This window comes from Pelagerythrobacter marinus, from assembly GCF_009827515.1.
Lineage (GTDB): Bacteria > Pseudomonadota > Alphaproteobacteria > Sphingomonadales > Sphingomonadaceae > Pelagerythrobacter > Pelagerythrobacter marinus.
Genome location: NZ_WTYO01000001.1, coordinates 90,188 through 107,454, shown reverse-complemented (window position 1 = coordinate 107,454; position 17,267 = coordinate 90,188). Strand labels below are relative to the sequence as shown.

Here is a 17,267-nt window from a genome sequence, read left to right as displayed (position 1 = left end):
CCCGATGAAACATGTCATTCCCGCCCTGGCCACCCCTGCGCTGGCCCTTGCCCTTGCCGCGTGCGGCGACGCCGATCGCGGCGACGAGACCACCCTCGCCGAAAGCGACCCGATCGCTGCCGGCGATGGCGCGACGCCGCCCGCTCCGCCGCAGGGCGCACGCGACGACACCGACCCCGCCATGGGCCCCACGGCCGCGCCCGGGGGCTGGACCACCAAGACGATGGCCGGCGCGCCGGCGGCCCTGTTCGGTCCGCCCGATAGCGAGGCCGCCTTCTCGGTCCGCTGCGAAGACGGGACGCTCGTGCTCTCGCGCTCGGTCCTCCTGCCCGAGGGCGAAGCGTCGATGACGGTCGCCGCCGGGGGCGAGACGCGCACGCTCGCGGCCTCATCCTCGCCCGACCCGATGCCTTCGGTCACCGCCCGCCTGCCGGGCGCCGACCCCTTCATCGGCCAGCTGGCCGACGCGACCGGTGCGATCTCGGTCACCGTGGGCGGCGAACGGACGCTGGAAGTGCCCTCGGCCCCGGCCTTTCGGCAGGTCGTCGGCGGCTGCATGGCCAGCTGACGCGCCGCGCGCGGCTGGGGAAAGGGCCCGGCCGCACCGGCAGCGGCGATTTACCTTGCACGGCGGGTTTGCCATAGGGCGGACATGAAACGTCGTATCCTGCCCGCATTCGCCCTCTTCGCCGTGCTCGCCGCCCCGCTTGCCGGGGCACCCGCCCGGGCGGCCGAACCCGCCGACAGGGAAGCCGGCGACGGGCAGGCCGAAGCCTACGAGGCCAATTCGGCCAGTCGCACTTTCACCGGCACGTTCGGCGGGCGCAGCCTGCGCTATACCGCGACGGTCGAGGAACAAGTGCTGAAGGGCGATGACGGCACGCCCAAGGCGGCGATCGTCACGACCGCCTACGTCGCCGAGCCGCGCGACCCGGCCCGCCCGGTCACTTTCCTGTTCAACGGCGGCCCCGGCTCCGGCTCGGTATGGTTGCAGATGGGCGCCTTCGGCCCGCAGCGGGTCGCGATCCCGTCCGACGCGCGCGACGACGGCGCGCCCCCCTTCCCCATCGTGCACAACCCGGATTCGATCCTCGACGTCACCGATCTCGTCTTCATCGACCCGGTCGGCACCGGTTTCAGCCACACGATCGGCGATACGAAGGGCGAGGAATACTGGGGCGTGACCAAGGACGCCAAGTCGGTCGCCGCGGTGATCCGCAAGTGGATCAGTGACAACGGCCGCTGGAACAGCCCCAAGTTCCTCGGCGGGGAAAGCTACGGCACGACCCGCTCGGCCGCGGTCGTGCACGAGCTGGAGGGGGGATACAACGACGTGTCGCTCAACGGCGTGATCCTGATTTCCGCCGTGCTCGATTTCGGTGCCGGGGCAGAGACCCAGGGCGCGGAGCTGGGCTATATCACCACGCTGCCGACAATGGCCGCGACCGCGCTCTACCACGGCAAGACAACCGCCCCCTCGGTCGAAGGGTTCGTCGAGGAAGCCCGCCAGTTCGCGATCGGCCCTTACGCGGCCTTCCTGCTGAAAGGTCAGAACGCCGATGCCGCCGAACGCGCCGCGGTGCGGGCCCAGCTGGCGCGCTTCACCGGGCTTTCGGAAGACTTCCTCGACCGGGCGGACCTGCGCGTGACCTCGGGGCGGTTCTACAAGGAACTGCTGCGCGACCGCGGGCTGACGGTGGGCCGGCTCGACAGCCGCTATACCGGCGTTGACTACGACAATGCGGGCGAAACGCCCGACAACGATCCCAGCTTCTACGGGATCGACGGCGGCTATGCGGCCGCGATCAACCACTTCATGCGCGAGACGATCGGCTATCGCACCGATCGCGACTACGTGACGATCGGCAATGTCGGGCCGTGGGACTGGCGCCTGCCCGGCGGGCGCGATACCAATGCCTATCTCAACGTCGCGCCTTACCTCGGCAAGGCGATGCGCGAGAACGCCGACATGCGGATCCTCGTCGCGCAGGGATGGTACGATTTCGCCACCCCGTTCTTCGCCGCCGAATATGCCCTGACGCGGACCGGTTTCCCGCAGGACCGGATCGAGTGGCAATATTACGATTCCGGCCACATGATGTACATTCGCGACGAGGATCGGCGCAAGCTGTCGGACGATGTCCGGGCCTTCATCCGCGCGCGGTGACGCGGTGACGTTCCGGCCGGCCCTTGGCGCCGCCCTGGTCCTGCTCGCGGGCTGCAAGCCCCCGGCGACCGACGACTACGTCGAACGCGTCGCGCTGGACGAAACGCGCGCCCGCGCCAGCGACCCGCTTCCTTCGCCCGATGTCGAGGGCGCGCTCTGGGCCGAAACCGGCCAGGCGGGGCGCCTCGTCTACGGCAAGCCGGGCGAGGCGCCGCTGCTCGCCCTCGCCTGCGAACAGGGGGCCGGTGCCGCGCGCATCCGCGTGACCCGGTTCGTGTCCGCAGACCCGAAGGCGAAGGCGGTCCTGGCTCTCGTCGGCAATGGCCACGCCGCGCGCATCCCGGTCGATGCCACGTGGAACGGGCGCGCGTGGCTGTGGGAAGGGCACATCGCGGCCGACGACCCGGCCATCGGGGTGCTGACGGGCCCGCGCCGGATCGAGGCGACGGTGCCCGCCGGCGGGACGGTGGAAATCAATCCCAGCCCGCGCCCGCGGCACCTGGTGGAAGTGTGCGCGGGCCAGCGCGCGCCTGGCGATCCGGTACCGCCCGAGCCAGGCTGACGAGCGCCTCCGGCCCCAGGACCTGCGGCAGTTGCCGCCCTTCCTCGCCCGGGTCGTACCACAGGTAGAGCGGCACCCCGGCCGCGCCGTGATCGGAAAGAAACTGCGTGATCGCAGGGTCGCGCCGGGTCCAGTCGCCGCGCAAGGTCACGACGCCCGCGGCGGCGAAGGCCTCGCGCGTGGCCTCGCGCTCTATCGCGACGCTTTCGTTGACCTTGCAGCTGACGCACCAGTCGGCGGTGAACCAGACGAAGACCGGCTGCCCGCCGGCCCGCGCGCGCGCCAGCGCCTCTTCGCTGAAAGGCTCGGGATCGAGAAGGCTCTCGGCCGCTTCGACCTCCTCGCTCGCGAGCCGCGGGAGGAAGGCGATCGCGCCGATCGCCAGCATCAGCGCCGCGGCGAGGCCCGCCTGGCGGCCGGCGCCCTGCCTGCGCCCGGCAAGCGCGAGGAAGAGGATCAGGATCGCCGCCATCGCCGCGGCGACCCAGCCCAGTTGCGGGCCGCCGAGCCGGAACGCGAGCCACAGCAGCGCGAGCGCGGTCAGGCCCATCGGCACGGCCATGACCCGGCGGAAGGTTTCCATCCACGGGCCGGGTCGCGGCAGCAGCCGGCGCAGCGCCGGGACGAGGCCGATCGCGAGGAAGGGCAGCGCGAGCCCGAGGCCGAGCGCGGCGAACAGGACGAGCGCCTCCAGCGGGGGCAGGACCAGCGCGGCCCCCAGCGCGGCCGCCATGAACGGGCCCGTGCAGGGCGTGGCGACGAAAGCCGCCAGCAGCCCGGTCGCGAAGGCACCGGCCGGTTCGCCCCGCCGGGTCAGCGCGATCGAAGGCAAGGCGAACAGCCCGGCAAGATTTGCGGTGATCGCGCTCGCCAGTGCCAGCAGCGCGATCACGACGGCCGGTTCCTGCAACTGGAACGCCCAGCCGACCGCCTCGCCGGCCGAACGCAGTGCGAGCAGCACGCCGCCCAGCGCGACGCAGGCGAGCAGGGCGCCGGCGGTATAGGCGATCCCTTCGCGCCGCGCCTCGGCCTGGCTCTCCCCCGCCCGCGCCAGGCTCAGCGCCTTGAGGCTCAGGATCGGGAACACGCAGGGCATGACGTTGAGCAGCAGGCCGCCCGCCAGCGCACCCAGGACCAGCAGCCAGAGCGCCGGCGTCTCCTGAACCGCGACCGGCTTGCCCGCGCTCGGCACCGCGCCCGGCACCGCGGTGAAGCGCACCCCCACATCGCGCGAGAAGGCCAGGATGCCGTCGAGCCGGGAAGGCGCCGGTTCGCGCACGATTTCCGCCGGCAGGTTCAGCTGGTCCAGCGGCACTTCCGCCACCAGCAGGTCGCCGTCGCGATAGAACGTCTGCTCGCGCGCGTAGGCCGGCCGCCGGCCCTTGCCCAGCTCGCGCTCCTCGATGAACAGGTGCGGGCTGGACAGGGTCATGTCGGCAGGCAGGGGGATGCCGATGCGCAGGCGGCGATCCTCGATCGCGAAGTTCGCCCGGCTGTCGAGCATCGGCGCGATCGCCGCGCGCCAGCGCACGAAGCGCGGATCGCCGCCGCCGACCTCCGGCGGGTCCAGCGTCAGCTCGGCGCGCTGCGGGACGCAGAGCTTGTCGGTGCAGGCAAGATAGTCGGCCGTCACGCCGATCGGGCCGATCTCCGACAGGTCCGCCCCGCGCGGCACGCGGATCGGCACGAGGACCGCATAGGACCCTTCGTAGACGTGGTTCATCAGCCCGCCGATCACCAGCCGGCGCGGCACCGGGTATTGCGGCTCGCCCGCCGACCATCCGCGGGGGAGGTCCCAGGCGAGCTCCATCCCCAGCCCGGCATCGCCGGGGTTCGACCAGTACCCGTGCCATTCGGGCGACCGGGGGGTGAAATGCAGCGCCAGCATCCATTCGCCGCCCGCGACCGGGGGGCCTTCGGCCGCCAGGGCGGCACGGATGTTCTCGTCGCCGATCTCGGGCTGGGCCGCCGCGCGGCCCGGGGTGAACAGGGCCAGCACGGCCAGCAGTGCCAGCACGGCCCAAGCGAACCGGCGGCCCGCCCCGCCCATTGTCCTTGCCTCGATCACGCGCATGGCCCTAGGACGGAGAAAGGATTACCGCAACGAGAAGGCGATGGACGACACCCGCGACCTGTTGATCCTGGGCGGCGGCCTGGTGGGCATGACCCTGGCGCTGGCCGCGGCGCGGCAGGGCCTGTCGAGCCACGTGGTCGATCGCGCCGATCCGGCCGAGCTGACCGCCGAGGGCTTCGACGGACGGGCGAGCGCGATCTCGACCGCGAGCTGGAACCTGTTCCGCAACATCGGCCTCGCCCCCGCGCTGGAGCCGCATGGCTGCCCGATCGAGGCGATCGCGGTGACCGACCAGCTCAGGCCCGGGCGAATCGACTTCCGCCCCGAGGCGCACGAAGGTTCGCTGGGCCGGATGTTCGCCAACCGCACGCTGCGGCTCGCGCTGTTCGAGGCGGCGACGCAGGAACCGCTGATTGCCTGGCATTCGCGGGCCGAGGTGGTCGCGCGCGACAGGGGCGAGCACGCCGTTTCCGCCCGCCTCGCCGACGGACGCACACTGCGTGCCGCGCTGATGGTCGGCGCAGAAGGGCGCATGTCGCCCACGCGCGAGGCCGCCGGGCTGGCGATCGCGAACTGGCGTTACGGCCACAGGGCGATCATCGCCGGCCTCGAACATGCCGACCCGCACCGGGGGGTGGCATGGGAAATCTTCTACCCCGCCGGCCCTTTCGCCCTGCTGCCGATGCGCAGCGGCGATCCCGCGCACCGCAGCGCGCTGGTCTGGACCGTGGACGAGAAGGACGCCGCCGGCACGCTCAAGCTGTCCGACCGGGCCTTCCGCGCGGAAGTGGAAAAGCGCATGGGCGGCGTGCTCGGCGGCGTGCGCGCGGTCGGGCCGCGATCGTCGTTTCCGCTCGGCTTCCATCACACCGCCCGGATCACCGCGCACCGCCTGGCCCTGGCCGGCGATTCGGCGCACGGCATCCACCCGATCGCCGGGCAGGGCCTCAACCTCGGCCTGCGCGACGTGGGCGCCCTGGTCGAAGTCCTGGCCGAAGGCGCGCGCCTCGGCCTGGAGCCGGGCGATGCCCAGATGCTCGCCCGCTACGAGCGCTGGCGCGGGCTCGATTCGTTCATGGTTGCGCTCGCCACCGACGGGCTGACCCGCCTTTTCGGCGTCCCCGGCCGCACGGCCTCGCTCGTCCGCCGCGCCGGGATGGCGGGCGTCCAGCGCCTGCCCGCGCTCAAGCACTGGTTCATGGACGAGGCGCGCGGCGTTTCGGGCGACGTGCCCGAACTGATGCGCGGGTGACTTATTCCCCCTCGGCGGGATTTTCCGCCGGGCTGGGCTGTTCGATCTGGTTGCCCGACCCGTCGCGCAGGCGCCGCGGCTCCAGCACGGCGGAAGTCTCGATCAGGTCGAGCGCCTGGCGCGCCGCGACATAGCGTTCGGCGTCGGCGATCCACCGCTGCGCCTGGGCGGCGCCGGGCATCTTGCCGACTTCCTCGATAGCCTTGTTCACCCGCCCGCTCTCGAGGAAGAACCGCGCGCGTTCGATCCGCCGCCGCGGTTGGGGCGAGGGGGTGGTTTCGCGCCGGATGACGAACAGCTCGCTCAACTCGTGACCGATCCGTTCGATCAACGGGGCATCGCGCGCCTCGGTCAGTTGCGGCGCCAGCCCTTCCAGCCGCGCGACGAGCACGTCGAGCGTGACCGGGTTGCGCGAAAACTCGATGATCGTGTTGACCGCGTTGGGCTTGGCATCGCCGAAGCGCAGCCGCAGCTGGTCGGCGAGATAGCCCAGTTCGGCCCCGCGATCGAGCGCGCGGCGCGTGGCAAAGGCGATCAGCAGCCCTTCGGCGCGCGCGGCATTGCCGGCCGCGGCCTGGGCCTGGAGATCGAGCCGGGCGAGCCGCTGCTCGGCCGCGGCCAGCCGCTGGTCGAGACCGCCCTGTTGTTCGGCCACCTGCTCGACCCGCTGGTCCGCCCCGCCGGCGGCCGCGGTCGCCGCGGGCGACGGGCTGGCGACCGGCGTCGGCGCGGGATCGCCGGCCGCCGCAATCGGCTCGGCCACAGGCTGCGCGGGCAGGGGAGCGCCACCCATCCCGAAGTCGGCGCCCGAGCGCCAGGCGAAATAGCCGACGATCAGCGCGCCGAGGAGGAAGGCCGCCGCGGCAACTGCCAGAATGGGCTTGAGTGATCCGCTCGACCGGGTCTGGTTCGGGTATCTGTCCATCGAAATCCGTTCTGCTACCCGCAGTTCGTTGCAGGTGCCGCCCCGTGCGGGTCAATGGCACATGTCGCGCGCCAATGCCAGCAGCGCGGCATCGCTCGGCTCCGCCGCGACGCCGAGCGCGCGCCAGCCCCCGCCGGCGAGGTCCGCGATCCGCGGCGCCAGGGCGGCCAGGGCGACCGCGCCGCGGTCGATACCGCGCCGGTCGCATTCGGCGGCGAAATGACGCGCCGCCTCCCCCGAATGCAGCAGGACGAGCGCGCCCGCGCGCAGCCGCCCGGCCAGTTCCGGCGGGACGGGGCAATGGACGATCTCGTAGACCACGCACGTTGCGATCGACAGCCCGGCGACCGGCGCCAGCGCGCGGTGTCGGCGCCCGGCCAGCCGCAGCAGGCGCAGCGGCGCGCGCTCGCGCAGGCCCTCCACCACCGCCTGGAGGCCGCCGGTGCCGACCGTTTCCACCGCCAGCCCGGCCTCGCGCGCGGTCGCGGCGGTCGCCGCGCCGACGACGTGCGCGGGCCGCCCGCGCCAGCCGGCGAGCGCCGGCCCGGCATGGCGAACAGCATTCGCGCTGCCGAGCAGGAGGCCGTCGAACCGCGCGGCCTCGGGCGCGTCCCAGGCCACCGGGGCCACTTGTGCGAGCGGATGGCCGTGCACCGCCAGGCCCGCGGCGCGGGCGGCGGCAAGGCTCGCGCCCAGGCCCGGTTCGGGCCGGATCACGACCACCGGCAGGCTCATCGCGGCGTGGCCGCACCTTCCGGCGGCCCGGCAAAATGCGGGGCGATACCCGGCGTCGCCCGCGCCAGCAGGTCGGCAGCGAGCGCGGCGGGAGCGCCCGGCGCGCCGGGCGTGACACGGCATTCCCCCTCGACCCGTTCGTTGCCGTCGGGGCTGAACAGGACGGCGCGCAGGACGATGGCCTCCCCCTCGTGCCGCGACAGCGCGGCGACCGGGCTGTGGCAGGTCGCGCCCAGCGCCGCGAGCAAGGCGCGTTCGGCCAGCACGCTTGCCCGCGAAGGGGCGTGATCGACCGCGGCGAGCAGCGCACGCACGGCGGCATCGCCCGCGCGGCACTCGATCCCGATCGCCCCCTGCGCCGGTGCCGGCAGCCAGTCGGTCGCCGGCAGCGGCGTGCCCACCCCTTCTTCGCCCAGGCGGCCCAGTCCGGCGGCGGCGAGCAGCGTCACCTCGGCTTCCCCCGAAGCCAGCCGGGCAAGCCGGGTGGCGACATTGCCGCGGAACGTCACCACCGCGCAATCGGGCCGGTGGTGGAGCATCTGCGCCGCCCGGCGCGGCGCGCTGGTGCCGACGCGCGCCCCGCGCGGGATCTCGGCCAGGCTGGCCGCGCCGACCAGGACGTCGCGCACGTCGGCGCGCGGCAGGATCGCGGCAATCGCCAGGGCTTGCGGCCGCACCGTTTCCACGTCCTTCATCGAATGGACCGCCCCGTCGATCCGCCCCTCGCCCAGCCAGGCGTCGAGTTCCTTGGTCCACAGCGCCTTGCCGCCGATTTCGGCCAGGGGCCGGTCCTGCACCTTGTCGCCGCTGGCGCGCACGGGAACGAGCTCGACCGCGCTTTCGGGCCACCCGTGCGCCGCGCACAGACGGGCCCGCGCCTCGCGCGCCTGGGCCATGGCAAGCGGCGACTGACGGGTTCCGAGGCGAAGCTTTGGCTGGTCGGTCATGGGCGATGCTTGCCCTAGCGGGCCAATTTGTTCAGGGAAAGCGGCATGGGGATCGTGCTTGGCATCGAATCGAGCTGCGACGAGACCGCGGCCGCCCTCGTCACCACCGACAGGCGGATCGTGGCGCAGCGCATCGCGTCGCAGGACGCGGAGCACGCGCCGTTCGGCGGCGTCGTGCCGGAAATCGCCGCGCGCGCCCATGCCGACCGCCTGGCCCCGATGGTCGAGGCGGTCATGCGCGAAGGCGGGCTGGAACTTCACGAGCTCGACGCGATCGCGGCGACCGCCGGACCCGGGCTGATCGGCGGCGTCATGGTCGGGCTGGTCACGGCCAAGGCGCTGGCCATGGCCGGCGAGGTGCCGCTGATCGCGGTCAACCACCTCGAAGGGCATGCGCTCTCCCCCCGGCTGGCCGATCCGTCGCTGGCGTTTCCCTATGCCCTCCTGCTGGTTTCGGGCGGGCATTGCCAGATCCTGCGGGTCGAGGGCCTGGGCCGTTACCGCCGGCTGGCGACGACGATCGACGATGCCCTTGGGGAAGCGTTCGACAAGACCGCCAAGATCCTCGGCCTCGGCTTCCCCGGCGGCCCGGCGGTAGAGCGGCTGGCCCGCGAGGGCGATCCGCGCGCCGTGCCCCTGCCGCGCCCGCTGGTCGGCAGCGGCGAACCCCATTTCAGTTTCGCCGGGCTGAAGAGCGCCGTGCTGCGGGCCCGCGAAAGCGGCCGCTACCGCGATGCCGACATTGCCGCCAGCTTCCAGCAGGCCGCGCTCGATTGCGTGGTCGATCGCCTGGCGCTGGCGCTCGATGCCATGGAGCCGGTGCCCGCGCTCGTGGTCGCGGGCGGGGTCGCGGCCAATCGCGCGATCCGCGGCGCGCTGGAAGAGCTCGCGGAAGGGCGCGGCCTGCGGTTCGTCGCCCCGCCGCCCGCGCTGTGCACCGATAACGCGGCGATGATCGCCTGGGCCGGCTGCGAAAGGATCGGCCAGTCCGATCCGCTCGATATCGCGGCCCGCCCGCGCTGGCCGCTCGATCCCGGGGCCGAGCCGGTGCGCGGCGCGGGGTACAAGGCATGAGCGCGCGCGAGGGGGCGATCGGCGTCGTCGGCGCGGGCGCCTGGGGCACCGCGCTGGCGCAGATGCTGGCCTCCGACGGGCGCGACGTCCTCCTCTGGGCGCGCGAGAGCGACCTCGTCCGCGAAGTCAACGAAAGCCGCCGCAACCCGCTCTACCTTCCCGCGGCCGAACTGGCCCCGACGATCCGCGCGACCGAGGCGCTGGGCGACCTGGCGGCCTGCGCCACGATCCTGGCCGTGACCCCGGCGCAGCATCTCGGCGCGGTCCTCGGCGGGCTGGAGGCCGCCCCGCGCGACCTCGTCCTGTGCAGCAAGGGGATCGAGGCGGGCACAGGGCGCCTGATGAACGCCGTCGCTTCGCAGGCCGTGCCGGGCAGCGAGATCGCGGTCCTTTCCGGCCCGACGTTCGCCCACGAGGTCGCGGCCGGCCTGCCCACCGCGGTCACCCTCGCCTGCGGCGGGGGAGAGGCGCAGTGGGACCGGTTGGCCCCCGCGATCGCGCGGCCTTCGTTCCGCCCCTATTATTCCGACGACCTCGTCGGCGCGGAGATCGGCGGCGCGGTCAAGAACGTGCTCGCCATTGCCTGCGGCGTAGTCGACGGGCTGGCGCTGGGCCAGAACGCGCGCGCGGCCCTGATCGCGCGCGGCTATGCCGAGATGCTCCGCTTCGGCGAAGCGCTCGGCGCGCGGCCGGAAACGCTCGCCGGCCTGTGCGGGCTGGGCGACCTGGTGCTGACCTGTTCGTCCACCTCGAGCCGCAATTTCTCGCTCGGCAAGGCGCTCGGCGAAGGGCAATCGGCCGCGAGCCTGATGGCCGACCGGCGGACCGTGGCCGAGGGGGCCCATACTGCCCCCGTCCTGACCGAGCTGGCCATGCGGCACGGGGTCGCCATGCCGATCGTCGCGGCGGTCTATCGCCTGCTCGGCGGGGCGGCGGGGCGCGAGATCGTCAGCGAGTTGCTCGCCCGGCCGCTGCGGTCCGAGCAGGACCCGGCGCAGGACGACCCGGCGTGAGCGAGACCGCGCAACAGGGCGACATCGCCGCGCTGGCCAAGGGCGGGCGAACCAATTTTTTCGGCTTCCTCCTGCGGCTGGCGGCGCGCCTGCCGTTCCTGTTCATCGCCGGGCGCCTCTACGGCGCGGAAGAGCTGGGCCGCTTCGCCTCCGCCCTCGTCGTCGTGGAACTGCTCGCGCTGGTCTGCTCGATGGGGGAGAAGCGCGGCCTGGCGCAGCGCCTGTCCGAAGGCGAAGGCATTCGCCCCGCGAACCTGGTGTTCGACGGGCTCCTGCTCGCCCTGCTCCTTTCCTGCGGCGCGGCGGTGTTCCTGTGGTTCGTGCCGGCCCCGATGTTCCCGGCCGGCGAATACGGCCTGCTCGACAAGCTCCTCGTCACCGCGATCCCCGCCTATGCCCTGACCGAGATCCTGCTGGCGGCCCAGGCCTATCGCTATGACATCGCGACCACGGTGCGCGCGCGCGCGATCGTGGAGCCGTGGACGATCTCGATCATGGCCGGCGTGTTCTATTTCCTCGTTCCCGAGGCGGGCCTGTCGCTGGCCTATATCGCCTCGATCTACGCCGGGCTGGCGGCGGCGGCCTGGCCCTTCGCGCGGACATACGGCCTGCCGCGCGGCTGGCGCCCCAACCTGCCCGACATGTGGCGCATGTCCACCCGCGCCTTCCCGCTGGCGACGGCCGACGCGATCGAGTGGGGAACGCGCCGGCTCGACATCTTCATCCTCGGCCTCTTCGCCGCCCCGGCCGCGGTCGGCATCTATTACGTCGCGCAGCAGGTCGCGAGCCTGCCGCAGAAGCTCAAGACCAGCTTCGAGCCGATCCTCGGCCCGGTGATCACCCGCAACCTGAAGGAGAACAATCTCCCCGCGATCGCGAAACAGGTGTGCCAGGTCGGCTTCTGGATCGTCGCCGCGCAAGCGGGCATCGCGCTGGCGCTGGGCGTTCCGGGGGAAGCGGTCATGGGCCTCGTCGGGCCCAATTTCGTCGGCGGCACCGGCGCGCTGTCGTTCCTGCTCGCGGCCGAAGTGGTCGCGGCCACCGCCGTCGTGTCGGAAGCGGCGCTGGTCTATGTCGCGCGCAAGCGCAACCTCGCCATCTCGCTCGCCACGATCGCCCTGCAGGGCGCGCTTACCGTGGCCGCGATCCTGGCGGTCGAGCGGATGGACCTCGGCGAACCCTACAAGGCGGCTGCGGCCGCGATATCGCTTATGGTCGCGCTGGGCGTGGCCTCGCTGGTCAAGGCCTGGCTCCTCTCGCGCATCCTGGGCGAACGGGTGAACAACTGGCGCTGGGCGCTCGTCTGGGCGGCCGCACCGGCGATCGCCGTCGGATACCTGGCCACGCGAATGCCCGAATGGGCGGAACTGATCTTCGGCATCCCGCTGATCCTGCTGACATATGGCTGGGTGATCTGGCGCAAGGGCTTCGGCCCGGAAGACCGCGTGCTGTTCCGCCGCAATGTCGAGGGTGCCGGGGGCGAGGCGCAGGCCTGACCGGGCAGGTGCGCGGCACGGCCGCGATTGCGCCGGCGGCGGGCAGTGATTAAGGCACTGGAACGATGCCGTTTCGCCCGATCATCGCCATTGTCGCCGGCGCGCTGGCAACCGCCGCCATGGCGCTCGCCGGGGCGACGATGTCGGCCCACGAGATCCAGGCGGGCCTGGAACGGCAGGCGGCCGCGGCGATCGCCCGGAACGGCGGGACCGGCGTGACCGCCCGTTTCACATCGCCTTCGGGCTGGCCCTCGCGCCACCCGGTGCTGGAAAGCCGGGGCGGGCTGGACGAAGGAACGCGGGCCGAGGTCGCCCGCGCGGTCGCGGACATTCCCGGGATCGGCGGGGTGCGCTGGGCCGACGGCGAGGCGCGGGCCCAGGTCGAGGGGATCGAATATACCCCGATGCATTGCCAGGAAGACGTCGATGCACTGCTGCGCGCCCGGACGGTGCGGTTCGAACAGTCGCGCAGCACAATCGATCGGGCGAGCCAGCAATTGCTCGACGAAGTCGCCGCCGCGCTGCGCCCGTGCCTGGGCAGCATCATCGCGATCACCGGCCATACCGACAGTTCCGGGACCGAGCCGGGCAACCTTGCGCTTTCGCGCGAACGGGCCGAGGCGGTTCGCCAGGCGCTGATCGCGCGCGGCATCCCGGGCGACGGGCTGCGCGCGCGGGGCGTCGGTTCCAGCGAGCCGGTGGAAGGGCTCGCGCCTGCCGACCCGGCCAACCGCCGGATCGAGTTTTCCGTCATCGCGACCGAGCCGCTGGAAATCGCGCCGGTCGATGTCCCGGGGGCGCGCTGATGGCGATCTGGTTCGAACTGATGGTGATGCTGCTGGTCACATATGCTCTCGGCCTGGGGGTCGGCTGGCTGCTGTGGGGCCGGGTATCGAGGGACATGGGAGAATGATCGCATGATGCAGATTGTGCAGACCTGGTGGCCGCTTTTCGTCGCGGCGCTCTTGCTGGGCATCGTCGTGGCCTGGTGGATCTTCCGGCCCGGGCGCAGCGCCCGCGTGGTCGATCGCAGCGGGGCGGACGTGCTCGACGAAGGGGCCGCGCCCGCCGCGCGCAACCAGGCGCTCATCGACGCCCCGCCCGCCGCGGCGGCCCAGCCCCCGGTGGTTCCGCCGGGCGTCGCCGGAACCGGCACGGCGGTCGCCGCCGCGGTCGAGGCACAGCAGGCGAAAGCCGCGCCCGACGCGGCCGAGGAAGCCCCCGCCGCCGGAAGCAGCGCCCCGCCGCCGCCCGCTCCGGCCCCTGAAGCGAAACCCGCGGCCCCCGCCGGCACCGCGACCCCCGACACCGCGACCACCACCGCAGCGGGCGCGGACGATCTCACCCGGATCAAGGGCGTCGGCCGCAAGCTGGACGAGCTTCTGCGCTCGCTCGGCGTCACCGGCCTGGCCCAGATCGCGGCGTGGGACGATGCCGAGATCGACCGCGTCGATGCGCAGCTGGGCCGGTTCCAGGGCCGCATCCGGCGCGACAACTGGGTCGAGCAGGCGCGGCTACTTTCCGCCGGCGACATGCGCGGTTACGAAGACAAGTTCGGCAAGCTGTGAGCCGTGTTCCCGGGCAATCCCGGGAACATTTTGCCTGTCTGAGATTTAATCGATTAAATGTAATCGTAATTTCAACAGGTTCGCCATGTCTGATCATGTTCGTATTCTCGTCGCCGAAGACGAATTCATCGTCGCTTTCGACTTGTGCGATACGGTGAAGGAAGCCGGCTTCGAGGTCGAAGGCCCGCATTCCGAGATTTCGACCGCCATGCTGGCGGTGCAGAAATCGCGCCCCGACCTCGCCATCCTCGACGTTCGCCTGGAAGACGGCGACAGCTTCAAGCTGGCCGAAACCCTGATGGCGGAGGACGTTCCCGTCATCTTCCACTCGGGCCAGTTCAGCCCGGACGAGGTGCGCCGGCGCTTCCCCTCGGCCATCGCCTGCGCGAAGCCCTGCCCGCCCACTGTCATGCTGGACAAGGTGCGCGAGGCGCTGTCGGTCCACTGATGCGGCCGGCAGGCGGCGGCAGTTGCTTTTGCCACCCCAAGGATTTCTCCGCGACGCAGCCTCGCCGCAGCCGCCCGCGCAAGGTGCGCGGGCTTGTCGTGTTTGCCCAAGCCTGCAAAAGGTGAGGAGACAGTTACAGGAGAAACCATGGCCGGAATGGTGCCGTTCAACTGGCAGGACCCGCTCGACCTCGACAGCCAGCTGAGCGAGGATGAACGCATGATCCGCGACGCCGCCCGCGGCTTCGCGCAGGGCGAGCTTCAGCCGCGCGTGCAGCAGGCGTTTCGGGACGAGGCCGATGCGCCCGAGCTCTTCCCCCTGATGGGCCGGGCCGGCCTGCTGGGCGCGACGATCCCCGAGGAATTCGGCGGCGCCGGCGCGGGCTATGTCGCCTATGGCCTGATCGCGCGCGAGATCGAACGGGTCGATTCCGGCTATCGCTCGATGGCCTCGGTCCAGTCGAGCCTCGTCATGTACCCGATCCACGCCTACGGCACCCCGGAACAGCGGCGCAAGTACCTGCCCGGCCTGGCCAGCGGCGAGCTGATCGGCTGCTTCGGCCTGACCGAGCCCGACGCCGGCTCCGATCCCGGCGCGATGAAGACATATGCGAAGAAGGACGGCGACGGCTATTCGCTGTCGGGCTCGAAGACCTGGATTTCCAACGCCCCCTTCGCCGACGTCTTCGTCGTCTGGGCCAAGAGCGAGGCCCATGGCGGCGCGATCCGCGGCTTCGTGCTGGAAAAGGGCATGGCCGGGCTGTCCGCGCCGAAGATCGAAGGGAAGCTGAGCCTGCGCGCATCGACCACCGGCATGGTGGTGATGGACGAGGTGAAGGTCGGCGCCGACGCGCTCCTGCCCGACGTCGAAGGGCTGAAGGGGCCGTTCGGCTGCCTCAACCGCGCGCGCTACGGGATTTCCTGGGGCGCGATGGGCGCGGCGGAATTCTGCCTCGAGGCGGCGCGCCAGTACGGCCTCGATCGCCACCAGTTCGGCGTGCCATTGGCCTCGAAGCAGCTTTACCAGCTGAAGCTGGCCAACATGACCAGCGAGATCGCCCTCGGCCTCCAGGCCAGCCTGCGCGTCGGCCGCCTGATGGACGAAGGCCGCTTCGCGCCCGAGATGATTTCCATCGTCAAGCGCAACAATGTCGGCAAGGCGCTGGAGATCGCCCGCGCCGCGCGCGACATGCACGGCGGCAACGGCATTTCCGACGAGTACCAGGTGATCCGGCACATGGTGAACCTGGAAACGGTCAACACCTACGAGGGGACGCACGATGTCCACGCGCTGATCCTCGGCCGGGCGATCACGGGGATTGCGGCGTTCTGATGAAGCTCCACGGATACTATCGCAGCTCGACCAGCTATCGCCTGCGGATCGCGCTCAACCTGAAGCGGATCGATTACGAGTACGTGCCGGTCAACCTGCTGGCGGGCGAGCAGGCGGGCGATGCCTACAAGGCACGCAACCCCTTCGCCAGCGTGCCCCTGCTGGAGGCGGACGGGCGCGACCGGGCGCAGTCGATGGCGCAGCTGGAATGGCTGGACGAGGCCTATCCCCAGCGCCCCCTCCTGCCCGCCGACACCGAACGGCGTTTCACCGTGCGCGAGCTCGCCTATGCGATCGCGACCGAAACGCACGCGCCGAACAATCTCCAGGTGCTCAAGTACCTGAAGGCCAATTTCGGCGCTTCGCAGGAACAGGTCGATACCTGGTACCGGCACTGGCTCTCGCGCACCTTCGCCCCGGTCGAGGCGCGGCTGGAGCAGCTCGGCACCGGCGATTTCCTGTTCGACGGCCCCGGCCTGTTCGAGGTCGTCCTCCTCCCGCAGATCTACAACGCGCGCCGCTTCGCGCTCGACCTGTCGGCCATGCCGCGGATCGAGCGGATCGAGGCGGCGTGCCTCGCGCTCGAACCCTTCCAGCGCGCCCATCCCGACAACCAGCCGGACAACCCGAAAAAGGGACAGGACACATGAAGCTCGCAAGCCTCAACGACGGAACCCGCGACGGCAAGCTCGTCGTCGTTTCGCGCGATATCACCCGCTGCTGCGCGGCCGACAATATCGCCCCGACGATGCAATATGCGCTCGACAACTGGGCCGAAGTCGCGCCCAAGCTCGAAGTGCTCTACCGCGATGTGGAGCACGAGGCGGTCCCGTGCGAGCGGTTCCACGAGCGCGACGCCCATTCGCCGCTGCCGCGCGCGTACCAGTGGGCGGACGGTTCGGCCTACATCAATCACGTCGAACTGGTGCGCAAGGCGCGCGGGGCCGAAGTGCCCGAGAGCTTCTATCACGATCCGCTGATGTACCAGGGCGGCTCCGACGATTTCCTTCCCCCGCGGGCGGACATCCCGCTGAAGGACACCGCGTGGGGCTGCGACATGGAAGGCGAAGTCGCCTGCATCGTCGACGACGTGCCGATGGGCGTTTCCGCCGAGGACGCGGCCGGGCACATCAAGCTGCTGATGCTGGTCAACGACGTTTCGCTGCGCGGGCTGATCCCGGGCGAGCTGGCCAAGGGCTTCGGCTTCTTCCAGTCCAAGCCGGCGACGGCCTTCAGCCCGGTCGCGGTGACGCCGGACGAGCTGGGCGACGCCTGGCAGGGCAACGTGGTTCATCGTCCGCTGATGGTGGATTACAACGGCCAGCCCTTCGGCCGCGCCGATGCCGGCCAGGACGCGACCTTCAGCCTGGCAGAGCTGGTCGCCCACGCGGCCAGGACGCGCAACCTGGGCGCGGGCGCGATCATCGGCTCGGGCACAGTGTCCAACCAGGGCCCCGAAGGCGATCCGGGCAAGCCGGTGTCCGAAGGCGGCAAGGGCTATTCCTGCATTGCCGAGATCCGCATGATCGAGACGATCGCCCAGGGCGAGGCGAAGACGCCGTTCATGTCGCCGGGGGACAAGGTCGCGATCTGGATGGAGGACGAGGCCGGTCATTCGATCTTCGGCAAGATCGAACAGGAAGTGGTCCAGGCCTGACCGGTCCGACGTTCCGG

General features: G+C 71.5%; 17 protein-coding genes. 13 read left to right on the top strand and 4 right to left on the bottom strand.

The annotated features are described in order from the left end of the window. Window positions 1-4 precede the first annotated feature (4 nt). The 3 genes from GRI72_RS00465 to GRI72_RS00455 all read left to right on the top strand — a co-directional run bounded on the left by GRI72_RS00465 (window position 5) and on the right by GRI72_RS00455 (window position 2,729). Complete coding sequence (locus GRI72_RS00465) at window positions 5-568, top strand: hypothetical protein (protein ID WP_160731985.1); 564 nt, start codon at window positions 5-7, stop codon at window positions 566-568. 84 nt (window positions 569-652) lie between these two features. Further along, window positions 653-2,167, top strand: a complete 1,515-nt coding sequence (locus GRI72_RS00460) for a S10 family peptidase (protein WP_160731984.1) — start codon at window positions 653-655, stop codon at window positions 2,165-2,167. Then, the gene (locus tag GRI72_RS00455) at window positions 2,139-2,729 is read left to right on the top strand and encodes a hypothetical protein (RefSeq protein ID WP_160731983.1); all 591 of its coding nucleotides are present in this window, start codon (window positions 2,139-2,141) and stop codon (window positions 2,727-2,729) included. Before GRI72_RS00460 ends, GRI72_RS00455 begins: the two co-directional genes overlap by 29 nt. On the opposite strand, the gene GRI72_RS00450 is transcribed toward GRI72_RS00455, so the two are convergent. Further along, window positions 2,641-4,797 (bottom strand): protein-disulfide reductase DsbD family protein, encoded by a 2,157-nt coding sequence (locus GRI72_RS00450; protein ID WP_337191099.1) that lies wholly within the window; start codon window positions 4,795-4,797, stop codon window positions 2,641-2,643. The two genes, GRI72_RS00455 and GRI72_RS00450, sit on opposite strands and share 89 nt — an antisense overlap. A 4-nt stretch (window positions 4,798-4,801) precedes the next feature. Between GRI72_RS00450 and GRI72_RS00445 the strand changes: the two genes are divergently transcribed. Then, window positions 4,802-6,055: an FAD-dependent monooxygenase gene (locus GRI72_RS00445; RefSeq protein ID WP_237486634.1), complete on the top strand. Its 1,254-nt coding sequence runs from the start codon at window positions 4,802-4,804 to the stop codon at window positions 6,053-6,055. Between the two features lies 1 nt (window position 6,056). Here the strand turns inward: GRI72_RS00445 and GRI72_RS00440 are convergent, their stop codons facing one another. Genes GRI72_RS00440 through hemC form a run of 3 tightly spaced genes read right to left on the bottom strand, consistent with a single transcriptional unit; the run spans window position 6,057 to window position 8,662 of the window. Then, window positions 6,057-6,980, bottom strand: coding sequence for an MICOS complex subunit MIC60 (locus tag GRI72_RS00440; RefSeq protein ID WP_160731982.1), 924 nt, complete (start codon window positions 6,978-6,980; stop codon window positions 6,057-6,059). A gap of 51 nt (window positions 6,981-7,031) precedes the next feature. After that, window positions 7,032-7,715 (bottom strand): uroporphyrinogen-III synthase, encoded by a 684-nt coding sequence (locus GRI72_RS00435; protein WP_160731981.1) that lies wholly within the window; start codon window positions 7,713-7,715, stop codon window positions 7,032-7,034. Then, window positions 7,712-8,662, bottom strand: coding sequence for a hydroxymethylbilane synthase (gene hemC / locus GRI72_RS00430; protein ID WP_160731980.1), 951 nt, complete (start codon window positions 8,660-8,662; stop codon window positions 7,712-7,714). The genes GRI72_RS00435 and hemC overlap by 4 nt, the downstream gene beginning before the upstream one ends. A gap of 45 nt (window positions 8,663-8,707) precedes the next feature. Here hemC and tsaD point away from each other — a divergent pair, with 45 nt between their 5' ends. The 9 genes from tsaD to GRI72_RS00385 all read left to right on the top strand — a co-directional run bounded on the left by tsaD (window position 8,708) and on the right by GRI72_RS00385 (window position 17,250). Further along, window positions 8,708-9,736, top strand: a complete 1,029-nt coding sequence (gene tsaD / locus GRI72_RS00425) for a tRNA (adenosine(37)-N6)-threonylcarbamoyltransferase complex transferase subunit TsaD (RefSeq protein WP_160731979.1) — start codon at window positions 8,708-8,710, stop codon at window positions 9,734-9,736. Next, window positions 9,733-10,749 (top strand): NAD(P)H-dependent glycerol-3-phosphate dehydrogenase, encoded by a 1,017-nt coding sequence (locus tag GRI72_RS00420; protein ID WP_160731978.1) that lies wholly within the window; start codon window positions 9,733-9,735, stop codon window positions 10,747-10,749. Before tsaD ends, GRI72_RS00420 begins: the two co-directional genes overlap by 4 nt. Then, entirely contained in the window at window positions 10,746-12,245 is a 1,500-nt protein-coding gene (locus GRI72_RS00415) for a lipopolysaccharide biosynthesis protein (RefSeq protein WP_337191098.1), read from the top strand. Before GRI72_RS00420 ends, GRI72_RS00415 begins: the two co-directional genes overlap by 4 nt. Window positions 12,246-12,310: 65 nt before the next feature. Further along, on the top strand, window positions 12,311-13,051 hold the full coding sequence (locus GRI72_RS00410; protein WP_160731977.1) for an OmpA family protein: 741 nt from the start codon (window positions 12,311-12,313) through the stop codon (window positions 13,049-13,051). A gap of 111 nt (window positions 13,052-13,162) precedes the next feature. Further along, window positions 13,163-13,813 carry a hypothetical protein gene (locus GRI72_RS00405; RefSeq protein ID WP_160731976.1) on the top strand — a complete coding sequence of 217 codons (651 nt, stop codon included), beginning with the start codon at window positions 13,163-13,165 and terminating at the stop codon, window positions 13,811-13,813. 85 nt (window positions 13,814-13,898) lie between these two features. Continuing rightward, window positions 13,899-14,261 (top strand): response regulator, encoded by a 363-nt coding sequence (locus GRI72_RS00400; protein ID WP_160731975.1) that lies wholly within the window; start codon window positions 13,899-13,901, stop codon window positions 14,259-14,261. A gap of 156 nt (window positions 14,262-14,417) precedes the next feature. Further along, on the top strand, window positions 14,418-15,593 hold the full coding sequence (locus GRI72_RS00395) for an acyl-CoA dehydrogenase (RefSeq protein WP_160732574.1): 1,176 nt from the start codon (window positions 14,418-14,420) through the stop codon (window positions 15,591-15,593). Next, on the top strand, window positions 15,593-16,243 hold the full coding sequence (gene maiA / locus GRI72_RS00390; RefSeq protein ID WP_160731974.1) for a maleylacetoacetate isomerase: 651 nt from the start codon (window positions 15,593-15,595) through the stop codon (window positions 16,241-16,243). Before GRI72_RS00395 ends, maiA begins: the two co-directional genes overlap by 1 nt. Then, a complete protein-coding gene (locus GRI72_RS00385; RefSeq protein WP_160731973.1) occupies window positions 16,240-17,250 on the top strand; it encodes a fumarylacetoacetate hydrolase family protein in 1,011 nt (336 codons plus the stop codon). The genes maiA and GRI72_RS00385 overlap by 4 nt, the downstream gene beginning before the upstream one ends. Window positions 17,251-17,267: the final 17 nt, after the last annotated feature.

What these genes read in the sequence shown, in the direction of transcription:
- GRI72_RS00465 (WP_160731985.1), top strand. Translation starts at nt 5, where the DNA reads ATGAAACATGTCATTCCCGCCCTGGCCACCCCTGCGCTGGCCCTTGCC.
- GRI72_RS00460 (WP_160731984.1), top strand. Translation starts at nt 653, where the DNA reads ATGAAACGTCGTATCCTGCCCGCATTCGCCCTCTTCGCCGTGCTCGCC.
- GRI72_RS00455 (WP_160731983.1), top strand. Translation starts at nt 2,139, where the DNA reads ATGTCCGGGCCTTCATCCGCGCGCGGTGACGCGGTGACGTTCCGGCCG.
- GRI72_RS00445 (WP_237486634.1), top strand. Translation starts at nt 4,802, where the DNA reads ATGGCCCTAGGACGGAGAAAGGATTACCGCAACGAGAAGGCGATGGAC.
- GRI72_RS00440 (WP_160731982.1), bottom strand. Translation starts at nt 6,980, where the DNA reads ATGGACAGATACCCGAACCAGACCCGGTCGAGCGGATCACTCAAGCCC.
- GRI72_RS00435 (WP_160731981.1), bottom strand. Translation starts at nt 7,715, where the DNA reads ATGAGCCTGCCGGTGGTCGTGATCCGGCCCGAACCGGGCCTGGGCGCG.
- hemC (WP_160731980.1), bottom strand. Translation starts at nt 8,662, where the DNA reads ATGACCGACCAGCCAAAGCTTCGCCTCGGAACCCGTCAGTCGCCGCTT.
- tsaD (WP_160731979.1), top strand. Translation starts at nt 8,708, where the DNA reads ATGGGGATCGTGCTTGGCATCGAATCGAGCTGCGACGAGACCGCGGCC.
- GRI72_RS00420 (WP_160731978.1), top strand. Translation starts at nt 9,733, where the DNA reads ATGAGCGCGCGCGAGGGGGCGATCGGCGTCGTCGGCGCGGGCGCCTGG.
- GRI72_RS00410 (WP_160731977.1), top strand. Translation starts at nt 12,311, where the DNA reads ATGCCGTTTCGCCCGATCATCGCCATTGTCGCCGGCGCGCTGGCAACC.
- GRI72_RS00405 (WP_160731976.1), top strand. Translation starts at nt 13,163, where the DNA reads ATGATGCAGATTGTGCAGACCTGGTGGCCGCTTTTCGTCGCGGCGCTC.
- GRI72_RS00400 (WP_160731975.1), top strand. Translation starts at nt 13,899, where the DNA reads ATGTCTGATCATGTTCGTATTCTCGTCGCCGAAGACGAATTCATCGTC.
- GRI72_RS00395 (WP_160732574.1), top strand. Translation starts at nt 14,418, where the DNA reads ATGGTGCCGTTCAACTGGCAGGACCCGCTCGACCTCGACAGCCAGCTG.
- maiA (WP_160731974.1), top strand. Translation starts at nt 15,593, where the DNA reads ATGAAGCTCCACGGATACTATCGCAGCTCGACCAGCTATCGCCTGCGG.
- GRI72_RS00385 (WP_160731973.1), top strand. Translation starts at nt 16,240, where the DNA reads ATGAAGCTCGCAAGCCTCAACGACGGAACCCGCGACGGCAAGCTCGTC.